The following is a 23,036-nucleotide window of genomic DNA, read 5'->3' as shown; positions in this document are numbered from 1 at the left end:
CTTCAACAAATTCTGACCAGTTCAGCCCTAAGTAAATCCCAATACAAAAAAAGATGATTAATAAACCCAGTGTAAATTTATTTTTCAATAGCCCCATATCCTAAAAGGTTTAAATTGAACAAAAACTAAACAACACCACAATAAAAAACAGGATTCTTTAAAAATCAAATTTCCACTTGAAATTAATCGGATAAGTTTATCCAAATGCACTTTGTGCTTTTGATAGAACGCAAGACTGGCAGCCTGAATCTTCAATATTGGTGAGACGGTCAGAAATTAGAACTCCAAATACTCCGTTGTCATTCTAAGATTTTAACATTTTGGATAAATTACGGAAGGGGTAATGACAAGATAACGCGTCATGCTGAACCCAGTGAAGCATCTCCTCTAAATTGGAAGACTCTTCCTTAGTCTTAAAATTTGGCATTTACAGATCATAAAATCACAAAAGGATTCACGCAGCGGGCGCATCGAAGTCCCTGTGATCGCCGTGAGAAATTGCTATTTGTCATTGGTAATCCGAGCCTGAGAAGGTGATAATCTGTCCCTTCCAAGTAGGCATCGAGATCAGTGGGGCTCCCAATTGCTTGGGAGTCCCCAAAATACTGCTGGATAATTTCAGATTTATTTATGGATTTAGCTTTGCCAGGATTTCCTTAGCCTCATGCCACTTCAGTCTTGGACCAAATTGGCTTACGATTTTTGAACTTGCCATAGAGGCCAATTTTCCACTTGATGCATAGCTGTGACCGTTGGTGATACCATACATAAAAGCCCCGGCAAACATATCTCCTGCCCCATTGCTGTCAATGGCAACTGTTTTGTAAGGCTCTATATCAATGAAGGTATCTCCATCAAAAATCATGGCTCCGTTTTTACCTTGAGTGATCACAAAATGTTTGGCGGCCTTTTTCATTTCCTCTCTTGCTTCAGCGAGGTTATCTTTTCCGGTAAACAGCATGGCCTCTTCCTCATTGGCGAAAAGAAGATCTACACTTGGACCGATTACATCCTCAAATCCTGACTTGAAATACTTGACCATAGAAGGGTCGGAAAAGGTTAATGCAACCTTGGTGCCCGCATTTTCAGCAATTTTTTTGGCATGTAACATGGCTTCTTTTCCATTCGGAGAAGTGACCAGGTAACCTTCGATAAAAAGATACTTAGAATCTTTGATGGCCCATTCATTGATATCCTTCACAGAGAAATTCTGGGTAATGCCCAAAAAGGTATTCATGGTCCTTTCGGAATCTTCTGTTACCATTACGAGGCATTTACCGGTAATTCCTTCTTCAGGGATTTTGCCTTCCAGGCTATTGTCCACACCTGAATTCTTGAGGTCCTCCAAATAAAAATATCCAAGTTCATCATTGGCTACCTTACAGCAGTAATAAGAACTCCCCCCAAACTGACTCACGGCAATGACCGTATTTGCAGCAGATCCACCACACTGTTTCTTAGCCTCCTCCGTATTGATTACTTTCATCAGAGCATCTTGCCGCTGCTCATCCACCAAGGTCATCAGTCCTTTTTCTACTTTATTGTCCCAAAAAAACTGATCTGTCACTTTAAATTCTATGTCCACCAGAGCATTGCCTATACCCGTCACATCGTATTTTTTCATGTATTATTCTTTGTTTTTGTTACAAGTTGGTTTAATTTTTTCCCTTTAAAGGGTTTGAAATTGATCAGAAAAACTTTCTTAACAATCAATTTTCTATTCCATCCCCTACTCTCTTAAACTTGGCACATGGTACAATATTCTTTATACATCGTACTTTGAACTTGGTCCATTGTCTAGAGCACTTTCAATCAAAAATCGGATGTCTTTCAAATGGCTTTTCCCTATCAAAGAGGTATCTATAAGTATGATGGGTTTTATAAATTGTAGCGTTCAATTGCTCACAAACACGCATCATTTTGGGATTGAAATCCCCAATCCAGTTCATCTCGATGGTCTTATAAGGGAAGGAATCGTGTCTTGCAAATTTCTCATTATAAGCCATAATCATTGCAGAATCCACTCCTTTACCCTGAAAATCAGGGATTACACCAAAAACCAATCCCAGCATTTTGTTGGGAGGATTGAAAATCTTATTGTACAAAAATTTCATCTTTCCCCATAAATCTAATCTACCATCTACGTATTTGAACAATTGGTTGATTTCCGGGATATTGATAAAAAAAGAAACAGGTTCCCCTTTGTAAAACCCAAAATAAATCAAGCGGGCATCCATGATGGGTTTCATCTTTCCGAACATCAATTGGGTTTCTTTCAGCGTCAGGGTTTTCCCCATATGGCGGGACCATGCTTTATTGTACACCTCCATAAAATATTGTGGGGCTTTGTCTCTCAGTTCTTTTCCCTGGATATGCCTAAATTCAAAATCGGGATTTTTAAGTAACTCTTTGGCTCTGGCAATCATTTTAGGATCAAAGCCCACTCCCTGCACGGGTCTCATGTAAGTGAATTGTTTAAAATACACCTGAAAGCCATAAGCCTCAAAGAAATCTTTGTAGTAGGGGAAATTCCAGGGCATGTTATAGTTGGGAGGAGAAAAGCCCTCTACCAAAAGTCCCCACCACTTATCACGTTCCCCAAAATTTACAGGTCCATCCATGGCTTCCATACCTTCTTTCTGAAGCCAATCTTTTGCAGTATCAAAAAGCATAAACGCAGCCTCCTGATCACTTATACATTCAAAAAATCCTACCCCTCCAGTGGGTAGTTTTTCCTTCCATTTGGGATGAAGAAATGCCGCAATCCTTCCAATAATTTCATTTTTTCCGTCTAATAGCAACCAGCGTTTGGCTTTACCTCCAAGCTTGAACAGCTTATTGCTCTTGGGGTTAAATATCCCCTGAATATCCTGATCTAAGGGCCTGATCCAGTTTTTTTCCTTTCTGTAAAGCCTTACGGCCATTTCCAAAAATTCCTTTTCCAAGGCAGGAGTAGTAACTTCCACTATTGTCATCTGATCCAATTTTTTCGGCGGGTAAAAATAGAAATTTTATTTTGGAAATGAAGGGTGAAAGGGAAGGTAGGGTGAATTGGATGAAGAATGGGGAAGGATGGTTTATCAATATCAAATTTCATCAATATTCCCATATAGATCTATATTCAATATGGATAGCCCTGAATCAAAATTGAAATCCCCTCAAATTACTCATCGAACAGGAGCCAGATTTGGGTAATCCGTGATGATGCCATCTACCCCCATTTCCAGAAGTCTTTCCATCTGCTCCTTGTTGTTCACTGTCCAAGGGATTATTTTCATGCCTTTATCATGGATTGAATCCACTATTTCTTTGGAAAGGGCTATAAAATAAGGTGAATAGATTGCAGGACGAAATCCAAGCATGTTCAACTGATCCTCTGATTTGGCTGCATCCTCCACCAGCATGGCTAAAGTAATCTGAGGATACTTTTTATGGATATATTGTAATATCCGGAAATCAAAAGATTGGATATTGAACCTCTCAATGGGTAATTTTTCCAGCAACAAGGACACTACCCTTTCCGAAAATTCTGCCGGACCGGGGTGATAAGTCCCATCACCATCTGGAGAACTTTTGATTTCTACATTATAGTTAGGCAAAGGTAGACCATAATCTTCCACATATTTTTCTACCATAACTATCAGATCCTCCAACTTGGGCTTGGAAACATGAAATTTTACTTGGTTTGGAAAACCAGCATGGAATTTGGATCCACAATCATATTGTAGTACATCCTCATAATTCATCTGAAAAATATTGTGGCTTTTGTCATTGTTGCCGATTTCTTTACCATCAGGATCCAAACAGATCACAGGATTCATCCAAGGTTCATGGGACACAACCAGTACCCCATCCTTGGTAATTGCCAAATCCAATTCTAATGTAGTCACCCCAAGATCCAGTGCCTTGATCATAGCCGGAATGGTATTTTCAGGCATTATACCTCTGGCTCCTCTATGACCCTGTAGGTCATAATTAAATTGGGCTTGAATATTCATGGAAAAAAACAAAAAAAAGATGATTGAGAGTCTAGGTTTCATGCTACGTAAAACTTTGTATGTTCTGTGAAATTAAGGCTCTTTTTTTTAATCACAATGGAAGGAAAGGATTTCGCATGGTGAACCTAAAATCCAATCATTTTGTAGGAGGGAAATTCCAACTAGGCAAACTTTATGATTTTAAAATTCATAAAACCAGGTTATTGCCCTGGTTACTAATTGATTACACAACCCTTGTCACTTGCCGTTAATCACACCTTGTCCATTACTTCCAACCCCTAATTCTCAATCCCCTAGATCAAAGCACTTCAGCATACAGGTCAAACTCCGTTGCATCGGTAATTTTTGCCTGAACAAAATCCCCAACCCTGCAATAATGCTTGGAAGCATCGATGAGCACTTCATTATCTACCTCTACTGAATCATACTCTGTCCGTCCAACAAAGTATCCGTTTTCTTTTTTGTCAATAAGCACTTTGAATTCCTTACCTATCTTTTGCTGGTTAAGGTCAAAGGATATCTGCTCCTGGATTTCCATCAAATGATTGGCTCTTTCCTGCTTCACCTCATCTGGAGTATTGTCCTCCATGGTAAAAGCATGGGTATTTTCCTCGTGGGAGTATGTAAAAACCCCCAATCTTTCAAACTTCATTCTATCTACAAAATCCACCATTTCTTGGAATTCTGCTTCACCCTCTCCTGGATGGCCAGTAATCAAAGTAGTTCTAATGGCTATTCCAGGGATCAAATCACGGATTGAATGGATCAATTCTTCCTGTTTCTCTCTGGTAGTCCCTCTCCTCATGGTTTTCAAAACGGAAGTCGAACCATGTTGTAAAGGGATATCCAGGTACTTACAGATATTAGGCCGTTCTTTCATAACTTCAATGACATCCATGGGAAATCCTGTTGGGTACGCATAATGCAAGCGGATCCATTCTATTCCATCCACATCCGAAAGCGCACGCATCAGGTCAGCCAATCTCCTTTTTTTGTAAAGATCCAAACCATAATAGGTGGAATCCTGTGCAATCAAAAGCAATTCTTTGGTCCCATTGGCTGCCTTATGTTGGGCTTCCTTTACAAGTTCCTCAATGGACCTGGAAATATGGCCTCCACGCATTAAAGGAATGGCACAAAATGAACAGGGACGGTCACAGCCTTCAGAAATTTTCATGTAGGCATAATGGGCATTGTGGGTAAGTAAGCGCTCCCCTACCAGTTCATGCTTATAGTCAGCTTTGAATTTCTTTAAAAGTGCAGGCAAATCCCGGGTGCCAAAATAAGCATCAACCTGAGGAATTTCTTTCTCCAGGTCATCTTTGTAACGCTGGGAAAGGCATCCTGTCACATATACCTTATCCACCAATCCTTTTTCTTTTGCATCCACATATTGGAGGATGGTGTCTATAGATTCCTGCTTGGCATTGTCTATAAAGCCACAGGTATTGATGATGATAATATTATTATCCTTGGTATTGGATTCGTGGCTTGCATCAATGCCATTCCCTTTTAATTGGGTCAATAAAACCTCTGAGTCTACCAGGTTTTTGGAGCAACCCATGGTAATGATATTGACTTTGTCTTTTTTTAATGTTCTCGCTTTCACTCTCTTCCGGATTTGGCTGCAAAGGTAGGGAAAATAGGATTCAGAAGCGAGGATTGAAGTTTAGGAATTTCCGGGGATGAAGGAACTGGCCAAAAAATCAAAAAACCACGGGCGAAGGACCGTGGTTAAATATTTTAATTATCGGAGATATGATAATGACTTGTAAATTGTTCTTCAAGCATGGGCTTATTCTTCGCAACGTTATACTTTTTCTGCAATATCGGTGGTGAATTCCGAACTTTTTCTTTGACTCTTTTTAAAGTCAACGCATCAAGCCGAGCTCCTAATAGCAGGGCAGTAAGTAAAATAACCGGAAGCATCACGTAATCGGAATAAGCAGCACCTATAAAAATAAGGGTAATAAATAAGAGCTTAATCAGACCAAGTGTCAATGCCACTTTATCATGGGTCAAACCCATTCTCATCAAAAAATGGTGAACATGGTTCTTGTCGGGCATAAATGGAGATCTTCCTCTTCTGAGTCTTCTTGAAAAAATCCTTGTCGTATCATACAAAGGAACAATCATCAAAGCCATTCCAGAGGCAATGGGTGCATTAAATTTCCATGGTGTAACAGAAGCCATGGTACCATTTGTATCAATAAATAAAATTGTCAATACTGAGAGCGCGAAGCCCAAACTCAAGGACCCTGTATCTCCCATGAATATTTTGGCAGGATGCCAATTGAATACCAAAAATCCCAGCACAGAACCTGCAAGAATAAGGGAAAACATACCAAAAGCCGGCATTCCTACCACATTGAACCACCAGGCTAAAAAACCAAATGTCAAAATACTGATAGTACCTGCCAAACCATCTAAACCGTCAATCAAATTAAATGCGTTGGTGAGGCCTATAATTGTAATAAATGTAATAGCATAACTTAGGATGAGCGGCAATTCATAAATTCCCAAAAAGCCATAAAAACCAGAAATCCTTATATCAGACATAAATACAACCATAAAGGCCGCAACAGACTGACCTCCCAGTTTTTGAAAAGGAGAAAGTTCGACTAAATCATCCCTCAAACCTACAAAAAACATTAGAGCAAAAGCGGCAATCAAATACCTTATAGTCACAAGATTATATACATCCAGCCAAAGGAAGGCAGTTAATAATACGGACAATACGATAACTACTCCTCCCATGGAAGGCGTCTCATTTTTGTGGATTTTTCTTCCTCCTGGCTTATCGACTACTTGCATTTTCTTAAATGCCGATATGAGTACAGGCATTGCCAAAAAGCCGATTAAAAAGGCTGTGATTAAAGTCAACAAAATAACCATAAAAGTAAATTTTAAAACAAAGCAAGCATATATCGAGTTAATTAGCAAATTAATTAAGGAATTTTCCTTGCCCGTCTAATTTTTCAAATCTTGAAAAATTACTAATAAACTCAGGTACCATGTTTTTAAGATGTTTTACTACTTCCATTTCCGAGCCATTTTCCAAAAGATTTTTAAAAATTCTCACTTCAGAATTGACCCTTTCAAAATCGGAAGGATTAACTTGGGCTACTTTAATTTTTGGATGATAGGTCTCTTTAACCAGTTCAAAATGGTTAAGCAATTCCTCAAATAACTTTTCTCCCGGCCTTAAACCTGAAAATTCAATTTGGATATCCTGACTAAGTTTCTTCCCACTCAGTTGTATCATTTTTTGGGCAAGATCAACAATCCTTACAGGTTGCCCCATATCAAACACAAAAATCTCTCCTCCATTTCCCATAGCTCCAGCCTCCAATACAAGCTGGCAAGCTTCAGGAATGGTCATAAAATACCTGGTAACATCCGGATGGGTTACTTTTACAGGTCCACCATTTAGTATTTGTTTTTTGAATATAGGAATTACAGACCCATTGGATCCCAAAACATTCCCAAAACGTGTGGTAATGAACTTTGTATGTTTTTTGTATTTTCTCTGTCTCTCATGCTTATCAAGAGCCTGTACATACATCTCTGCCGCTCTTTTGCTTGCACCCATGACATTGGTTGGATTGACGGCTTTGTCTGTACTGATCATGACAAATTTATCTACCTTAAAAAAGCAGGCGACATCAGCCAAAATTTTTGTACCAAAAAGGTTTGTTCTAATGGCCTCTTCTGGATATGTTTCAATAAGTGGCACATGCTTGTAAGCTGCTGCATGAAATACAATTTGCGGCTGGTAAGTGGCAAAAATTTCCATCATCCTGCTCTTGTTTCTGATATCAGCTAGAATTGCCTTCCTTTTAACTTCTTTGTAAACAGAAGTAAGCTCCTGTTCAATTTCAAAAAGTGGGGATTCGGCCTGGTCCAGCATCAATAATTTAGCCGGTTTGCAGTACAGCAATTGCCTGCACAATTCTGCGCCGATGGATCCCGCCGCACCAGTAACCAAAACTACTTTTCCAAAAATAGACTCACAGATTAATTCCTTATCCAGTACGATCTCCTCTCTGCTCAATAGGTCTTCGATTTTGATATCCCGGATATCTTTAGATTTCAGCCCCGTATCAAACCATTCCTTCGCAGGAGGTATGATTTTGACTGGAACATCCATTTCCAAACAGGCATCCACAATAATCCGCTTTCTTGCAGGGCTGATGGAATTGACAGCAATCACCACCTCCTGCACCTCCAGTTTTTCCACTACCTTCTTCAATCCTTCGATTCCAAGATAAATCTTTTTACCCTGTAACAGTTTTCCTTCTTTATTTGGATCATCGTCAACAAAAGCCACAGGCATCCAACGAGACCCTCTGTTGCCAGAAAGGGTTTGGAATGTTAAAATTCCGGCTTCACCCGCCCCATAAATGGCGACTTTCTTGATACGCTCTTTGTTGCTCAAATATTGGGTATAGGAATATATCTGCTTGATTATCAATCGGTAAATCATTAAAATTGGAAAAGCCAATAATGAGCCTATTAACCCGACAGAAAATGGCAACAAAAGCAAATCATCAACAATGCCATAGATCAAATTGACCTGTTTTATTGAAAAGAGAAAAATGTGGGTTAAACCCAACATCTTCATCATATTCATCAGGTCATTCAGATTGGTATGCCTGACAATGCCCACATATGAGCCTGTCAATGCCATTGCCAAAAGTGTCAAACCAGAAAAAACAAAAACTGCTGGAAGTACCTCAAATCGATCAACCTGTTCAAAATTGAAATTGAACCTTATAAAAAATGCGAAGAAGGTAGCCTGAAAGATGATCACGCTGTCAATAAGCATAATCAACCATCGAGGTACTACTTTCAAATTTTTAAAAAACTCCATTTCAAATCAATCAAACCTATGGTTTACTAGGGCAAAACCAAGAAATTTACTATTCTGAAAAACAATGTACAACCCCCAACCCAGAAACCCAACCGGCAAGTATTTTTTTGTATACCAACTGCAGAGATTTTATTTCTCTACAACCATCGGAACAGGCTGAGCAAAGATTTTATTCCCGATCCACTTATGTCCATCTGGGACATCTTGGTGTACAATGCTCCCCGCTCCTACTGTACACCATTTCCCAATCTGCACACCGGGCAAAATCGTGGCATTGGCACCGATCAGGCTTCCTTCTCCTATCTGAATCCCTCCACAAAGGGTGGCCTGGGGAGCAATATGGACATAATCACCTATAAGACAATCATGGTCAATTGAAGCTCCTGTATTGACTATCACCTGATCTCCCAGTATACAGTTCACTTTAATGATCGCTCCTTCCATAACGACGCAACCAGAACCCAAATACGCCCGTTTAGAAAAAATGGCTGAGTCATGAATGATGTTGGTAAAACTAACCCTTGAAGAAAGTTTCTGAGCTAATCGACTTCTTGTCAAATTATCTCCAATGGCAATAAAAAGACTGCTGTTAAAGATAAAATGATCCGGAATAGCCCCTAATACAGGATAACCTAAAATTTCTTTTTTTTCCGGATTGTCATCAAAAATACCATGGATTTTTTCGTAGGATTCTATTAGATCTATAATCACCCGCCCATGTCCGGAAGCTCCATATATGTACATAACAAAATATTAATTCGGGTTCTAAATAAATAAAACATAAAGGATTTTCATATCAAATATGAAAAAAAATAATTAATAATAAAATTCTGAATAATTTATTTTTTGCAGAATATTATGCAATCAATCACCCATCATTACTATTTAAACAAAATATTAGACACAAACAGTGAAATTTTGTATAGATTCCGCACTTCATTTTATTTCTTTTTTTATTCATTTCATTGCATTAATTTTTGTAAAAACAGTCAAATAGCAAGTCTTAATTTTTTAGGAATATAGATAAACAACAAATTTGACCTTATCATCTTATCCCTTGAATAAAGGCTGACCTATACTGCCTCAAGACATTATCCAACCGAGGAGTCCCTGTCCTAAAGTCTTTGGCAGCTTTAGGATAATTTGGTCTATATTGGTACTCCCATCTGAATTCTTCTGTGGCGCGGAGTTCAACATGTTTTGAGCGAAATAGCTTTCCCGGAAACAATGGAAAGGCAACTTGAGCACCTATGCCTTGATCTAATGTGGTATAAGAATAATGTAATCCAAAATCCACATTACCATATTGCCTGATTAAGTCCAGCCGCCCCCCCTTGTCCCCATATAAAAACTGCCCAACTCGCAATTGAATATCCAAACCTAATCGCCCAATGGCATAGGAAATATCAAAATTCCAAGTCGGGAGTTTGATACCACCGATCCTCAGGGCATTCCATGATTGTAGATAATACCCAGTAAGAGATGTGGAAACTCCCATACTGAAAGCAGAAGACAATGGACTATACCTGTACTGAAAATCTCCTCCATACCGGTCTGAGAAGAAAGTTCCCGCCTGAAGTAAAAAAAAGTGCCGGGAATTAAATGACAAAAAGTAAGAAAAGTGTGTTGGGGAAAGATGGGGTCTTACATCTCTTTTATCCAAACTATTAACCAAAGGAACTGTCATTCCTGTATGCAGTGCCAATCCTCTGGCCAAATAGATTCTCGTATCCACAATCAAATTAGTCCTGGTGGCCAATGGGTTTTCCAAAAACCCAAATTGAGCTGTAATATCAGGCATCAACCTCAAATTGAAGCGGTAGGGTGTTGCTGTTCCTTGGAAAAATAACTGACGGTCACTTTTATCTATTTCCTTAAATAAGAACTCTTTTCCAAAATATTTACCCATAGGCCGGTTATGAAAAACCGGAATAAACACCAAAAATTTGTCAGTATGGGCTCTAATGATTTTTGAAGCAAAAGCCATACTCTCCGCTGGATTTCTGAAGTTTCTGTGCTCAAAAAAAACCCAGATAAGTTCTGCTTCTTCTTCAATCAGCACCTTTTCAAACCCATGTGAACTCAATGCATTTTGAATGGCAGACTGGGCCAATAAATTCATCGAAAAAAACAAGGTCAGAAGCAAAAAGCTATAACTTTTTCTCATATCGCCTTAATTCTCGGGGCTTTATTTCCAAGGGAAATCGGTAATGCAGCATGCCTCCCCATTTTTCAAAACCATAAAAGGCAACCTGCATGGATAATCTTTTCCAAATTATTACATTGGCCCCAGCATGAAAATCGCTGCTGTCATACTCTAGCATCAGACTCAGCCAATTACTTGGATTATATTTCATTCCTGAAAAAAAACCGTTCAGATAGCGGTTGCCCAATTTCCTTCGCGAAATCAAATCAAATCTCCGGCCCTGTGAATTAAGTTTCCTTTGGTATAAAGACTTATCCATACCAAAGCCTATTGAAAATTCAAATCGATCCATGGAATTCCATGAGATGGTTTTGCTCATCACCACTGCATTATGGTTCAAATAATCAGAGAGTCCCGCAGGCGGTGTCAGGATCAACATCAAGGAAGGCCTCCACTTTTTTTCTTTCCAAACACGAAGGCTAAAATCAATATGACGGTCCCCTACTCCAACCCTTTGAGGAATTTCAGGAAGATAAGTAAGGTTGATACCTACCCGGAGAAAATCAAAAACTTCTATGTCCCCATGAACCATAAGTTCTCGATAGGGCTTTTTCATGAAATAATTGATAGCAAAATGTTCCGGAATATAAGCCATACCCAGTACTACATCTCTTTTTTGATTATCCCATCTGCTCGCCGGAGTCATCAGGTAACCCTGCTTCCCCAGGACATTGACTTGGGCGCTTACTTCCTGAACCAAAAAATATAACATAAAGCTAAAGAACAAAATGAGGAACCTGCCCCTGAAAAATTCCTCATTATGCCTCAAAACCAACATTCCATTTACCTTAATCCCCTCGTGAAACTATTTAATTACAGTAACGTGCAACTCTTAGTTACCAGATCCTTGATTATGGCATTTGGCAAGCACACTTTTCAATACCTGAATAGCATTATCCAAAGCTTGATGATAATTGCGCATTACCGTTTCATTCAAATCTTCCTTTTGGGAAACGGCTTTCGCCATATCTGATCGCTTCGCGAGCTGGTTGATACTTTTGGAAAGATTGTGTGCGTTTTGGGCAGATCGCTGCCATGCATGTGCATTCAAAAGGGCAAAAATACGTACCTCTTGAGCCAGTTGAGGGAAACTTTCCGCTATCTCCGCTGCCAATTTGAGGAAATTTTCTCCTTCGGATTTCGCATCCTTCAACCTTTCGGCCAAAGCACCCTCTGCATTCCTGTTTCTCAATTCAAATTCTTTTTCAGCTTCTAAGAGCCAGGAATCATAAGTCTCATTTATGGCAGCCAATTGCATCTCTTTATTTTCCTTCAATTTTTTTATGGCAGTATCAAGGGCAATTTTGGCCTCATCCGCACATTTTCCTTGTCCGGAATTAGCTTTACCATTATTCCCATTCCCAGAATTCGCATTAGCCGTATTATCCTTAGGAGACATTCCATTTACCCTACTTTGGAAAAAGACAGCTGCACTTGTATCGGGAACCATTACCCTTGGAAAAAATTCTCTATATCGCTCTTGCTTGTTAACTTCCAACAAGACCTCTTCCATTGATTTCCCAGTACTTCCCTTTCCCTGCAAAATCATTTCCAACATCTCCATATCCAATTGCTGAGAAGCTACTAAAACTTCCATTTCCAATTCAGGAAAATACTTTGAAATAAAATTTTTCAAGCCAAAAGAGGAGCTTGAAATTCCACTTTCACCAGGTTCAACACCTGCAACATCCTTTTCAAACACTTCAAAAGGAGAAGACTCACGCATAATAAGAGGCATTTCGGGGGATAGAGGATTGAAATCGCTAAAGGGCACTTCTGGCAACTTCTCCAAGCCTTCAAATTTTTTAGAAATGAAATCTTGGGGAAGAAAGTCTTCCTCAACCTTGATTGTACATTGAAAAACTACAGATACCAAAAATAGAACTGCGATTGGCAGAAAATTTCTAAAACACTTAAACATGTGATGTCAATTAAAATTTTAATTAAATTTAAAAATTCTAATTTTTAAATCCGTTTTCGTGTATATGAAAGATTTTTATATGTATTTATTTGTAAATTAAAGGTAAGTGGGGCTTTTTAATAGTTAAGGAGGGCTAATGAACCAGGTGGGTTTGGAAGTTAGGTGAAAATGGAAGGAGGGAGAGAAGAGGCTGGGGAGTGTGAATTGTTAATTGTTCAACCTTAATCTTTCTAAAGGGGAAAGGTTAGCTGATTAAGTATTTGTTGTAAAATTCTCTGATTGTGGGGGTTGGAAAGCCAGATTAGACCATTTTCCCATTTTTTTATGGCTGGAATAACGCATTAAGTTCAGGCTGGGATCATTCAGAAGTGTCCAAAAAAATAATTGCCCATAAAAAATCCGATTTTGGCTATGCTGATCCTTGGTTAAAATCCAAAAGCAAAGCTTTTATATCTGTTGCTCCCTGTTTCAAGGTCTGGGGAAGGAAATCACCTTAATCTATTTATGAATTTGCAAATTTTCCGGAGAATGGTTTTATACACTGATTTTTATTGATCTCTCCTTTGTACCTACCATAGTCAAGAACATGAAAAGAATAAGCTATTGACATTAGCTTCTTTCCTATGTCAATAAACAATCATACATTTAAAATTCCTCAATTTGTAAGCTAGACTGCCTTCTTCAATTTCACATCCAAACATTCCTTTACCCTGAAAACCACCCTTTCCAAATCCTCATCTGTCATATTCGACCCGCTGGGCAGACATAAACCCTGATCAAAAAGTTGTTCAGCAATATACCCACCAAAAAAGGGAGCACCTTCAAATGACTCCTGTAGATGCATAGGCTTCCATAATGGCCTGGCCTCTATCTGGTCAGCAGCTAAATACTGTATGATTTCCTGGGGTCCAACGCCTCCGGTTTTTTCTCGATCCACTAAGACACAGGTCAGCCAGCGGTTACTCAAGTAGCCATAGGGTTCCTTCAAAAAAGTAATGCCTTCCATTCCGCCCAAAGCATCCAAATAAAAATCATGGACTTTCCTTCTTCTCTGGATGCGTTCCGGTAAGACCTCCAACTGTCCCCTGCCTATTCCCGCCAGTACATTGCTCAATCTGTAATTGAATCCGATCTCCTTATGCTCATAGTGCGGGGTGTTTTCCTTAGCCTGGGTGGCCAGAAACTTGGCACGCTCTATATAGGCCTTATTTTGGGACAATATCGCACCTCCACCTGAAGTGGTAATGATTTTATTGCCATTAAATGAAAGCACACCTATTTCCCCAAAAGTGCCACACTTCTCTCCATACAGTTCCGAGCCGACCGCTTCCGCTGCATCTTCCAGCACCGGAATGCCATACTTATCAGCAATCGCCTTGATCTCTTTCATCTTAGCCGGCATTCCATACAGATGAACAGGAATAATGGCTTTAGGCTTTCTAGCAAAAGTCTTGGTTAACTCTTTGACAGAAGGAAAACTATCTGCGATACTTCCATCCAAACAGGCCTGTATAGCCTTTTCCATAGCCTCAGGACACATGTTCCAAGTGTCTTTTTCAGAATCCACAAAAACAGGAATCCCCCCCAAATACTTTACCGGATTGGCAGAAGCACAAAAAGTAAGAGACTGACAGATCACATAATCACCTGGCTGAACGCCCAACAAGATCATACTAAGATGTAAAGCTGCTGTTCCGGAATTGAGAGCCAGGGCATGACCGCATTGGGTATAATCTTCCAATGCCTTTTCAAATTGATTCAAGTTATGTCCAACCGGTGCAATCCAATTCAATTCAAAAGCCTCATTGATATACTTCTTCTCATTTCCCCCCATATGTGGAGAAGAAAGCCAAATTTTGTTATTGTTCATTTTTAAGGGTCATTAAAAAAAATGAAATTAAGTTATTTTTTTCCTAGGAGTCAAAATATAGGAAAAGTATTTTTTAATACCTAAAAATAGACTTTTGGCTTACTTTTTATTGCAGATAAGACCTTGGTTCTCAGTAGGGAAATAGATTATATTTTTCGTTTGTATTGGTTTTTGACAAATTCAGGTATAAATGAAAGTTTTGAAGTGACCGCAGATGCTTCGGTTTTGCTCAGTACAGGTAAAGCGGTGTTGGCGGGGAGACTCTTTTTTGCCTTTGCTTCAGGAAGTTCTTTGGGGTAATATTTTACTTTGGATTTTATTCACCACCCTGCATTCAGGCTCTTCTCCAAATTAGTCCAGGGCACTGATTTTTAAAGTACTATCACCCGGACCAAAGCTATCCCAGCTGCTCTCGGAGGTCTAAAGGAACGTCAATTCAGGGCTAGTACGGAACTATCCGCGCTCTATTTCTGCATCTCGCGATGCTGCATTTTGAGGATTTTTTGCCAAACCATATAACGGACAGCAAGATAAGAGAGGGCTAAAAATAACAGCACCATCAAAGTTTGAGAAATGCTGATTTCCTGCTTTTTGGACCAATAAATTAGAGAGGTATTAATAAAAAGTTGGATAAGCACATAAAAAAGTGAGATTTTTAAATGAGGCTGACCCAACTCATTGGCGAGGTATTGATAGAGGTGTTTTCTATGGGGCTTGAGAATATTTTCTCTGTTTAGCAATCGGATCAAAATGGTAAATAGTGCATCCAGAAGATACACAGACAAAAAGAGGATATAATAAAATCTATCAGATAAAAAAATCAGATCCATCCATAAAAAACCAATCAAAAATGCAAGACTGATGGAACCTACATCCCCTGCAAAGGCAATTGCTTTTTTCCTGAAATTATAAAATGCAAAAACGATGAGTGCCAATCCCATTACGACAATGAGATCCTTGTACTCTTTTACTTCTGGGAGAAAATAAAAAGTGCCTAATGCCACTAAAGAATATAGTACCGTAATTCCATTGATTCCATCCATAAAATTAAACACATTGACCCAACCGGTGAAAATGATCATAATGATAATGATCAGCCACCAGGGCAATATAAAAAGCCCTCCTCCCCAGAGTAATAGTAACAAAGCGGAAAAGTGTGCCAGTAACCTGGGCCAGGTAGGCAGAGGGTGTAAATCATCCACAAAACCAGCCAGGGCACTGATGATCAGCCCCAATAATGGCCAAATACCGATATAACCCAAGACAAATGCTGTAAATGCCCCCACCACAAAAATTATCCCTCCGCCCCGGACGGTCACCTTGGTATGGGAACTGCGCTGATTGGGCACATCGGTGATGTCACAGCGCTTAGCCACACGCAGGTAGAGCTCGAAAAGCAAAAAGTAAAGAGGGAGTAATACTAGGGCAAGGTTGATCATTGGGGAATCGAAATGGTTAATCTTTAAATGTTCAATGTTAATTTGTTCAGGGTTAAGCGTTCAATGTTCAAGATTGTGAACGTTTGAACTTTGAAAAATTAAACAAGATATGTTCAGGGATTATGAGGGAAAAGGTGGTTACGAGACCTCTTTTGCGTCTTGCTTCTCTTATCTTTTTAATTAAATCCTTAAAAATCTTAACTCCATAGTGGTTCACACTTCCTGCTCTCTAGTACTAGGGATTCGTGAAAATCCGAAAGCTTCGAGCTAAAATTTTCTCAATTCAGCTGCACAAAATCAACAAAAAAACATCATGGGTTATAAACAGCTTCGAATAAAGATAATTTGTGAAATTCGAGGTTTTTTAATTTTACCAACAAGGCCACCAAGTTTGATTTCAGTATTTGCATACAGGCTCAAGGATGTTCCGTGACTAGTTTTGCTTCTTGTGTCTTAAGTCTTGTATCTTTCTCTTGTCTCTCGCTTCTTCGTGTTCCTTCGTGTGCTTTGTGGTTTAAAAAATTTCTACCACAAAGTGCACCAAGAGCACGAAGATCTTTTTCATAGAACAACTCTTTTAAGGCCGTATTTAAGTAATTTGACATTAAAATTGACCAACAAGCCTAATCTGTTACCTGAAAGTTTGAGGTATGTTAAAATTTGAGCCATGTGGACAGGATTAAATTCATCCACTACTTTAAGTTCGAGAATAATTGACTCCTCTACCAAAATGTCAACCTTATAGCCAGCATCTAAGACTTTCTTAAAAATGATTTCCTGATCTACCATATTCATTAATTGAGAGGTTTATTACCACTAAGGCCACCAAGAATACCAAGTTTGATCCCTGTATTTACCAGGCAAATTGTGGAGAGACTCAAGGATATTCTGTGAACTAGTCTTGTATCTTTCTCTTGTCTCTCGCTTCTCGTCTCTCGCTTCCCGCAGCTCATCTCCAGCTTCTCGTCTCTCGCTTCTTCGTGTTCCTTCGTGTGCTTTGTGGTTTAAAAAATTTCTACCACAAAGTGCACCAAGAGCACGAAGATCTTTTTCATAGAACAACTCTTTTAAGGCCGTATTTAAGTAATTTGACATTAAAATTGACCAACAAGCCTAATCTGTTACCTGAAAGTTTGAGGTATGTTAAAATTTGAGCCATGTGGACAGGATTAAATTCATCCACTACTTTAAGTTCGAGAATAATTGACTCCTCTACCAAAATGTCAACCTTATAGCCAGCATCTAAGACTTTCTTAAAAATGATTTCCTGATCTACCATATTCATTAATTGAGAGGTTTATTACCACTAAGGCCACCAAGAATACCAAGTTTGATCCCTGTATTTACCAGGCAAATTGTGGAGAGACTCAAGGATATTCTGTGAACTAGTCTTGTATCTTTCTCTTGTCTCTCGCTTCCCGCAGCTCATCTCCAGCTTCTCATCTCTCGCTTCTTCGTGTTCCTTCGTGCGCTTTGTGGTTCAAATAAGCATACAACCTCGAAGGCCAGGACTTATCCATACAGGGCTTTTCGATTAGGAGGTAAAAAACAGCCGACACTAACAACATCACCGGAAACAAAAACAGAAACTGTACCCCAAAATCCGCCCAATAGCCCACACCCGTACTGATTCCTACAGAAAACTTAACCAATACATGAAAAAAGGCATAGTGTAGCAGGTAAATGGTATAACACATCCCACCAATCAGGTAAATTATGGGCCTTGTAAAGAGCCAATTCGACACCGTGCCCTTAAACACCCCCACAAACAAAGCCAATACAGACAGGTTAAAAACCAGGTTGTTCAACCAATAAGCCTGCGGCTTGTAGAACCAGAATACACCCAAAATGGCTAAGACCGTCACTAGGTCATACAACAAATGCCTTTGCTTCGAAAAAAAGTCCCTGTAATGCATGTAGATCAAGGCAAAAATGATCCCTGTTCCAAAATTCACAAAATACACCAAAATGGAACTGCCGATATGGCTCAACCCGGCAGATAAGGTGTATCCCCTAAAGAATATGGATACCGCCATAAAGCTCATAAACAACAATGTCCTTCCGACTTGACTTTTCAACCTAAAAATCAGCAAAACCAATAAGGGAAGGATCAAATAAAACTGTGCTTCTGTCTCCAAGCTCCAGGTAACAGGATTAATGAGATTGGGGTAACCGTAACTGAAGACATGCAGGTAAAGCAATCCAGAGAGAAAATGCGGCAGCATTTCCAACAAATCCTGTTGCCAGAGGATTAACTGGGCAATAAAGAAAATCACTAAGGATACAATGAATGGAGGTTCCAGTCTGGTCAATCGGCGGTAAAGGTAATCCCCAATATCCACTTTCCTGCCCTGGAAATAGTATTGATTAATAAAAGGGATGGCAAGGATAAAGCCAGAGATGGAGAAGAACACCTTCACCCCCAGGTCCAGACGTATCATCCACCAACCCAGATCGGTAATGGATTTGGTACCTACCATGGCTGACCATTCCCCCATGCTCATGCCCAGTTCCTTCACATAGGCAGTGTTCAGGTGGAAAAGTATCACCGTGATAATGGCAAAAAACCGTAGCCCGTCAATTTCCGCGACGAAATTTTTGGAATTGGTGGTACGCCGGAAGATCTGTATATAATTCATGTATTATTTATTAACCACGAAGGGCACTAAGAACACTAAAAATTTTTCTCAAAGAACAACTATTTATTTTTCAACAGATAATAAATTTTAACTCGTCAGAGGTAATTTTTTCTTTTTCCCTTCAGTCACTTTTTGTCTTGACACAAAAAGTAACCAAAAAAGTCAAGACGACGGAATCCTATCAGCGCGCAAGGCCGGAGCCGGCCCGGTCCGTCGTCATTCCCCCCTGCCTTCTTAGATATTTATCGTTCCAATAGTTTAATTGAAGACTCGGTAATAGCTTCTTGTTTTTTTATTAGTGGAAAGGAAAACGTAAAAGATTGTTACGGAAACTATTTATGCCTCTTGAGTCTTGCCTCTCTCTTCTATTTGGGGTTCGTGAAAATTCGAAAGCTCCGCGCCAAATCTTTTTCCCACAGCTGCCTAAAATAATGAAAAAACATCAAGAGAATTTACAGCTGTTGAGCCTATATAGTTTGTGAAATTAGTGTAATTCGTGGTTTTTTTATTTTACCTCGAAAGGTACAAAGAGCAGCAAGTTTGATTTCCGTATATACCAGACAAGTTGTGTACTGGCTCAAAGATACTCCGTTAACTAGTCTTTCTTCCTGTGTCCTTGTCTCGTCTCTCGCTTCTCGTTTGTGTCTTGATTCTTGGTTCTTGTATCTTGAGTCTTCTTTGCGCTTTGTGGTTAAAATCATTCAAAAAGGTGGTCCAAGACGCTCCGTGGTCTCCATCCTAACTCCCTCCTCGCCTTGCTGTCATCAAAAGTCAGATCCAGGGTCATTTTATCAATGGTGCTGCTATTTACAGGCGAAAAAGGCAGGAAATCTCCCACCCTTCCCAGCACCTTCGCCACCCCCAAAGGCAAAATTTTCGGTAAGGCTACTTGGTAATGGCGACAAATAAGCTCCTCCAGTTCACGGAAAGATGGATGAATTCCATCCGTCAGATTATAAATTCCCTCTGCCTCCTCCGACTTCACAATCAATTCCGCCACATCGGACGCCAACACCATACTTTTCCTGGCCTTCCCTCCACCAATACTCAGGTACCTGCCCTTGGGAATGGCCTGCATCATCTTTCCCAGATTTCCGGGAGGATTGGGCCCTGCGATCAGGGGCAAACGCAAGATCAGAATTTTCACCCCATGCTGCTTGCCCCAGGCTTGCAGAAATTCCTCCGCACGGATCTTGCTCAGGGCATAAGGCGTATCTCCCAATAAGGGTTCCTCCTCTGTTATTCTTATTCCAAACTCCCTTCCATACACCGCGACCGTAGAGATAAACACGAACTGTTTTGGCAAAGCCCCCGATTTCTCCAGGGCCTGACAAAGATGGATGGTTCCCTTTTCATTGACAGTAAAAAACCCCTGCTTCTCCGCTTCTGTTTTCGGATAGATATGCGCCTTCCCTGCCACATGGATCACCCGATCAAAAGGAGGTAATTCAGGAATGGATTCGCTCAAATCGGCCTGAAAATCAACTTCCTTTCCCTTTCCCAAGGTCTGAACGGGAATAGAAGTGCTCTTCAATTGTTCAAAGATGATTTTTCCGAGGAAGCCGGAGTAACCGGTGAGGAGTACACACATTTTGGGTCAATAATAAAATCCAACATTTCCTTTGCTAGGATTTTTTTATCAAACTGCTCCGCTGCAAGACTTTTGGCCCTTTCGCCAAGAGAAACTTTAAGGGACTTCTTGGCATCCAGTTCGATCAGGAGGTTTGCTAATGCTTCTGAATTATTCGGGTCAAGAGTAAACCCTACTTGATTTATCTCCAGAAAATCCTTCATCCAGCCTTTGGTATTTTGGATTACCGGTACTCCAGCTGCCAAGGACTCAAAAAACTTATTGGGGGAGGAGGTATCCAAAACAGGCGTTCCTTTCAGAGGAACCAAAGAAGCCATGGCATGTTGCACCAAAGAAACCAATTCAGACTTGGGCATCAATCCAATATGAATAAAATTGGTTAAACCTAAAGATTTAGCCTCATCCACCAATACTTCCCTTTGTTGTCCTTCACCAATCAGCACTATTTTGATATCGGATCTTCCTTTGGATTGTAAAACTTTGGCCGCTTCCAACAACCAGCGGGAATTATTGACTTCTCCAATGTTACCCGTGTAGATAGCATATTTTTCAGGAATCAAATAGGGATGCTGGAAATTCTGTTTGGATGCAAAGAGTTTAATATTTGCGGCATTGGTTACTGAAATCACAGGCCTTTGGGGTGCCTTAGCAGCAATATGGGATTGCATGCCTGGAGATAAGCCTACAATCCCATTTGCTGCTTGATAGGAAAAATTTTCAAAGGCATAAGCTAACCTTTTAACTATGGGGTTTTTTATGATACCCAATTCTATAGCCCCTTCCGGCCATAAATCCCTGGCTTCCAAAATTAATTTTCGTCCTCTGAGAAATCTCGCTAACAAACCCGGTAACCACGCCGTAATCGGACCTGAAGAAGCGACCACAACATCTGCCTTAATTGTCAATGCATAATAGGAAGATAGCAAAGCATAGGCTACAAAGGACCAGATTCTTTTGAGAAAAGATTGCTTATTATCTATCCGTACATTCAAAACCTTAACCCGAATTCCATCAAACACTTGATCCTCCACCCATTTTTCAGCCCTAAGATCCGACTTGGAATAGATGCTGCTGACAACGGTCACTTCATGACCCTGTGCCACCCACTCCTTGGCAAACTCATATACGCGTGTACCCCAGGAACCTTTGGGGGTAGAAAAATATTGGTAGAAATAGAGGATTTTCATTTAAAACTCCCTAAAAAACTGTTTCAACTTCCCTGTTCTGCCTCTTTCGATAAAATCTCTTTTTTCGAATTTGGCTTTCAAACCAGTTTCTAGATAGGTGTTCATTGCTTCCAAAATACTTTCTTTTACCGCTGATGTGAGTTCCTTATCCGCCACATATTCATAGGTATAGGTATCCTGACCAGTCTGCCTGATCACAAATTCCTTGATTTTAAACTGCTCCTGAATCAAAGTCTTGGTAATGTAATAGAATGTTAAGGCAGGTACCTTCCTTCCACTGGGAAGGATTGCAAATTCATTGGTTCTACCGATCAATTTTTCCAATACTTGATATTTCCCCTTTCTTTCTGGTCGGATAATGCCAATATCCCCTACTTCATATCTGTACAATGGAATGGCTTGGTTATACAGGGAGGTTAATATAATCCTTCCCTCTTGTCCGTTAGGAACAGGATTCCCATTGTCATCAACGATTTCCAGAAATACATTTTCATTTGAAACAATCCAATCACCGTCTTGGTCTTCATAAGCGATAACATCCATTTCAGCAGCCCCATATTCAACAGCTACCCTCACTCCAAAACCTTTTTCCATAATTTTCCTATCCTGCGGAGAACACATTTCAGAGGTAGGAAAGCAGACTTTCAAGGTAGGGCATATGTCTTTTAAGACAATCTTATTTTCGATGCAGAATTCCGCAAAATAGACCAGGGAACTGGTGTATCCATTGAGGTATTCAAATGGCAGCTTTTTAAAGCGTTCAATAAATTCCCAAAGCTTTTCTTCGGACAAGTCAAACACAGGGAAGCGGACCCGAGTGGCGATCAAGTCTTTTATCTTCTCTATATAATATTTTTTTCCTTTTAAAGGAATCCCATAGAATCGGGCTTGAAGGGATTTTCCATATTCTATTCCATGCCAACGATAGCGGTCCCTGATCAAGGCCCAGGTCATGGCATGGGCATATTTGTCCTTGGCAAAGAAAAATGGAGTACCAGAAGAACCTGAGGTATTATTGACAAATAATTTTTTACCAATAAAAGGTGTCGAAATCAATTCCATTAAAGGTCTCTGAACCTCGCGTTTGGAAAGAATTGGAGCTTTAAAGAAGGCTTTATCTCCTCCATTTCTTGAAAGGAAAGATTGATAGAAAGCATTATTTTTCTTAAAAAAATCAAATTGCTTTTCTCTTTGTCCTTTTACCCATTCGTCAAATGAGGGTGCTTCCAAGGATTGGACAGAAAGTAGGTCATTTATAGCCTTTACCATAGGGTAACCTTGCCATTCCAAAATTTTAAAAAACAGGTTCATT

The 23,036-nt window shown here is 39.8% G+C and carries 18 protein-coding genes; all 18 read right to left on the bottom strand.

All coding sequences use genetic code 11. The annotated features are described in order from the left end of the window. Positions 1-628 precede the first annotated feature (628 nt). Complete coding sequence (locus CLV48_RS12665) at positions 629-1,624, bottom strand: adenosine kinase (RefSeq protein WP_106567651.1); 996 nt, start codon at positions 1,622-1,624, stop codon at positions 629-631. A gap of 184 nt (positions 1,625-1,808) precedes the next feature. Next, a complete protein-coding gene (locus CLV48_RS12660) occupies positions 1,809-2,975 on the bottom strand; it encodes a hypothetical protein (RefSeq protein ID WP_106567650.1) in 1,167 nt (388 codons plus the stop codon). 192 nt (positions 2,976-3,167) lie between these two features. After that, a complete protein-coding gene (locus CLV48_RS12655; protein ID WP_106567649.1) occupies positions 3,168-4,040 on the bottom strand; it encodes a glycerophosphodiester phosphodiesterase in 873 nt (290 codons plus the stop codon). A gap of 256 nt (positions 4,041-4,296) precedes the next feature. Next, entirely contained in the window at positions 4,297-5,607 is a 1,311-nt protein-coding gene (gene rimO, locus CLV48_RS12645) for a 30S ribosomal protein S12 methylthiotransferase RimO (protein WP_106567647.1), read from the bottom strand. Positions 5,608-5,741: 134 nt separating this feature from the next. After that, positions 5,742-6,893 (bottom strand): glycosyltransferase family 4 protein, encoded by a 1,152-nt coding sequence (locus CLV48_RS12640; RefSeq protein WP_106567646.1) that lies wholly within the window; start codon positions 6,891-6,893, stop codon positions 5,742-5,744. Between the two features lie 49 nt (positions 6,894-6,942). Continuing rightward, positions 6,943-8,853: a polysaccharide biosynthesis protein gene (locus tag CLV48_RS12635; protein ID WP_342748304.1), complete on the bottom strand. Its 1,911-nt coding sequence runs from the start codon at positions 8,851-8,853 to the stop codon at positions 6,943-6,945. A 147-nt stretch (positions 8,854-9,000) separates the two neighbouring features. Then, positions 9,001-9,615 (bottom strand): acetyltransferase, encoded by a 615-nt coding sequence (locus CLV48_RS12630; RefSeq protein WP_106567644.1) that lies wholly within the window; start codon positions 9,613-9,615, stop codon positions 9,001-9,003. A gap of 301 nt (positions 9,616-9,916) precedes the next feature. Beyond that, complete coding sequence (locus CLV48_RS12625; protein WP_106567643.1) at positions 9,917-11,038, bottom strand: YjbH domain-containing protein; 1,122 nt, start codon at positions 11,036-11,038, stop codon at positions 9,917-9,919. Beyond that, entirely contained in the window at positions 11,022-11,789 is a 768-nt protein-coding gene (locus CLV48_RS12620; protein WP_170069024.1) for a YjbH domain-containing protein, read from the bottom strand. Before CLV48_RS12620 ends, CLV48_RS12625 begins: the two co-directional genes overlap by 17 nt. A 120-nt stretch (positions 11,790-11,909) precedes the next feature. After that, positions 11,910-12,998, bottom strand: a complete 1,089-nt coding sequence (locus tag CLV48_RS12615) for a hypothetical protein (RefSeq protein WP_106567641.1) — start codon at positions 12,996-12,998, stop codon at positions 11,910-11,912. Between the two features lie 667 nt (positions 12,999-13,665). Further along, positions 13,666-14,868: a DegT/DnrJ/EryC1/StrS family aminotransferase gene (locus tag CLV48_RS12610; RefSeq protein ID WP_106567640.1), complete on the bottom strand. Its 1,203-nt coding sequence runs from the start codon at positions 14,866-14,868 to the stop codon at positions 13,666-13,668. A gap of 464 nt (positions 14,869-15,332) precedes the next feature. Continuing rightward, positions 15,333-16,307, bottom strand: a complete 975-nt coding sequence (locus CLV48_RS12605) for an MraY family glycosyltransferase (RefSeq protein WP_106567639.1) — start codon at positions 16,305-16,307, stop codon at positions 15,333-15,335. A gap of 561 nt (positions 16,308-16,868) precedes the next feature. Continuing rightward, positions 16,869-17,102: a GxxExxY protein gene (locus CLV48_RS12600; protein ID WP_106567637.1), complete on the bottom strand. Its 234-nt coding sequence runs from the start codon at positions 17,100-17,102 to the stop codon at positions 16,869-16,871. A gap of 256 nt (positions 17,103-17,358) precedes the next feature. After that, on the bottom strand, positions 17,359-17,592 hold the full coding sequence (locus tag CLV48_RS12590) for a GxxExxY protein (protein ID WP_106567637.1): 234 nt from the start codon (positions 17,590-17,592) through the stop codon (positions 17,359-17,361). Positions 17,593-17,746: 154 nt separating this feature from the next. Continuing rightward, complete coding sequence (locus CLV48_RS12585; protein WP_106567636.1) at positions 17,747-18,946, bottom strand: acyltransferase family protein; 1,200 nt, start codon at positions 18,944-18,946, stop codon at positions 17,747-17,749. 697 nt (positions 18,947-19,643) lie between these two features. Next, positions 19,644-20,480, bottom strand: a complete 837-nt coding sequence (locus CLV48_RS12575) for an NAD-dependent epimerase/dehydratase family protein (protein WP_245889548.1) — start codon at positions 20,478-20,480, stop codon at positions 19,644-19,646. Continuing rightward, positions 20,477-21,724 (bottom strand): glycosyltransferase family 4 protein, encoded by a 1,248-nt coding sequence (locus CLV48_RS12570; protein ID WP_106567633.1) that lies wholly within the window; start codon positions 21,722-21,724, stop codon positions 20,477-20,479. Before CLV48_RS12570 ends, CLV48_RS12575 begins: the two co-directional genes overlap by 4 nt. Further along, a complete protein-coding gene (locus tag CLV48_RS12565; protein WP_106567632.1) occupies positions 21,725-23,035 on the bottom strand; it encodes a phenylacetate--CoA ligase family protein in 1,311 nt (436 codons plus the stop codon). Position 23,036: the final 1 nt, after the last annotated feature.

The organism is Cecembia rubra (assembly GCF_003014575.1).
Lineage (GTDB): Bacteria > Bacteroidota > Bacteroidia > Cytophagales > Cyclobacteriaceae > Cecembia_A > Cecembia_A rubra.
This window is presented reverse-complemented; position numbering and strand designations above follow the sequence as displayed.

What these genes read in the sequence shown, in the direction of transcription:
- CLV48_RS12665 (WP_106567651.1), bottom strand. Translation starts at nt 1,624, where the DNA reads ATGAAAAAATACGATGTGACGGGTATAGGCAATGCTCTGGTGGACATA.
- CLV48_RS12660 (WP_106567650.1), bottom strand. Translation starts at nt 2,975, where the DNA reads ATGACAATAGTGGAAGTTACTACTCCTGCCTTGGAAAAGGAATTTTTG.
- CLV48_RS12655 (WP_106567649.1), bottom strand. Translation starts at nt 4,040, where the DNA reads ATGAAACCTAGACTCTCAATCATCTTTTTTTTGTTTTTTTCCATGAAT.
- CLV48_RS12640 (WP_106567646.1), bottom strand. Translation starts at nt 6,893, where the DNA reads ATGGTTATTTTGTTGACTTTAATCACAGCCTTTTTAATCGGCTTTTTG.
- CLV48_RS12630 (WP_106567644.1), bottom strand. Translation starts at nt 9,615, where the DNA reads ATGTACATATATGGAGCTTCCGGACATGGGCGGGTGATTATAGATCTA.
- CLV48_RS12625 (WP_106567643.1), bottom strand. Translation starts at nt 11,038, where the DNA reads ATGAGAAAAAGTTATAGCTTTTTGCTTCTGACCTTGTTTTTTTCGATG.
- CLV48_RS12620 (WP_170069024.1), bottom strand. Translation starts at nt 11,789, where the DNA reads ATGTTATATTTTTTGGTTCAGGAAGTAAGCGCCCAAGTCAATGTCCTG.
- CLV48_RS12615 (WP_106567641.1), bottom strand. Translation starts at nt 12,998, where the DNA reads ATGTTTAAGTGTTTTAGAAATTTTCTGCCAATCGCAGTTCTATTTTTG.
- CLV48_RS12610 (WP_106567640.1), bottom strand. Translation starts at nt 14,868, where the DNA reads ATGAACAATAACAAAATTTGGCTTTCTTCTCCACATATGGGGGGAAAT.
- CLV48_RS12605 (WP_106567639.1), bottom strand. Translation starts at nt 16,307, where the DNA reads ATGATCAACCTTGCCCTAGTATTACTCCCTCTTTACTTTTTGCTTTTC.
- CLV48_RS12600 (WP_106567637.1), bottom strand. Translation starts at nt 17,102, where the DNA reads ATGAATATGGTAGATCAGGAAATCATTTTTAAGAAAGTCTTAGATGCT.
- CLV48_RS12590 (WP_106567637.1), bottom strand. Translation starts at nt 17,592, where the DNA reads ATGAATATGGTAGATCAGGAAATCATTTTTAAGAAAGTCTTAGATGCT.
- CLV48_RS12585 (WP_106567636.1), bottom strand. Translation starts at nt 18,946, where the DNA reads ATGAATTATATACAGATCTTCCGGCGTACCACCAATTCCAAAAATTTC.
- CLV48_RS12570 (WP_106567633.1), bottom strand. Translation starts at nt 21,724, where the DNA reads ATGAAAATCCTCTATTTCTACCAATATTTTTCTACCCCCAAAGGTTCC.
- CLV48_RS12565 (WP_106567632.1), bottom strand. Translation starts at nt 23,035, where the DNA reads ATGAACCTGTTTTTTAAAATTTTGGAATGGCAAGGTTACCCTATGGTA.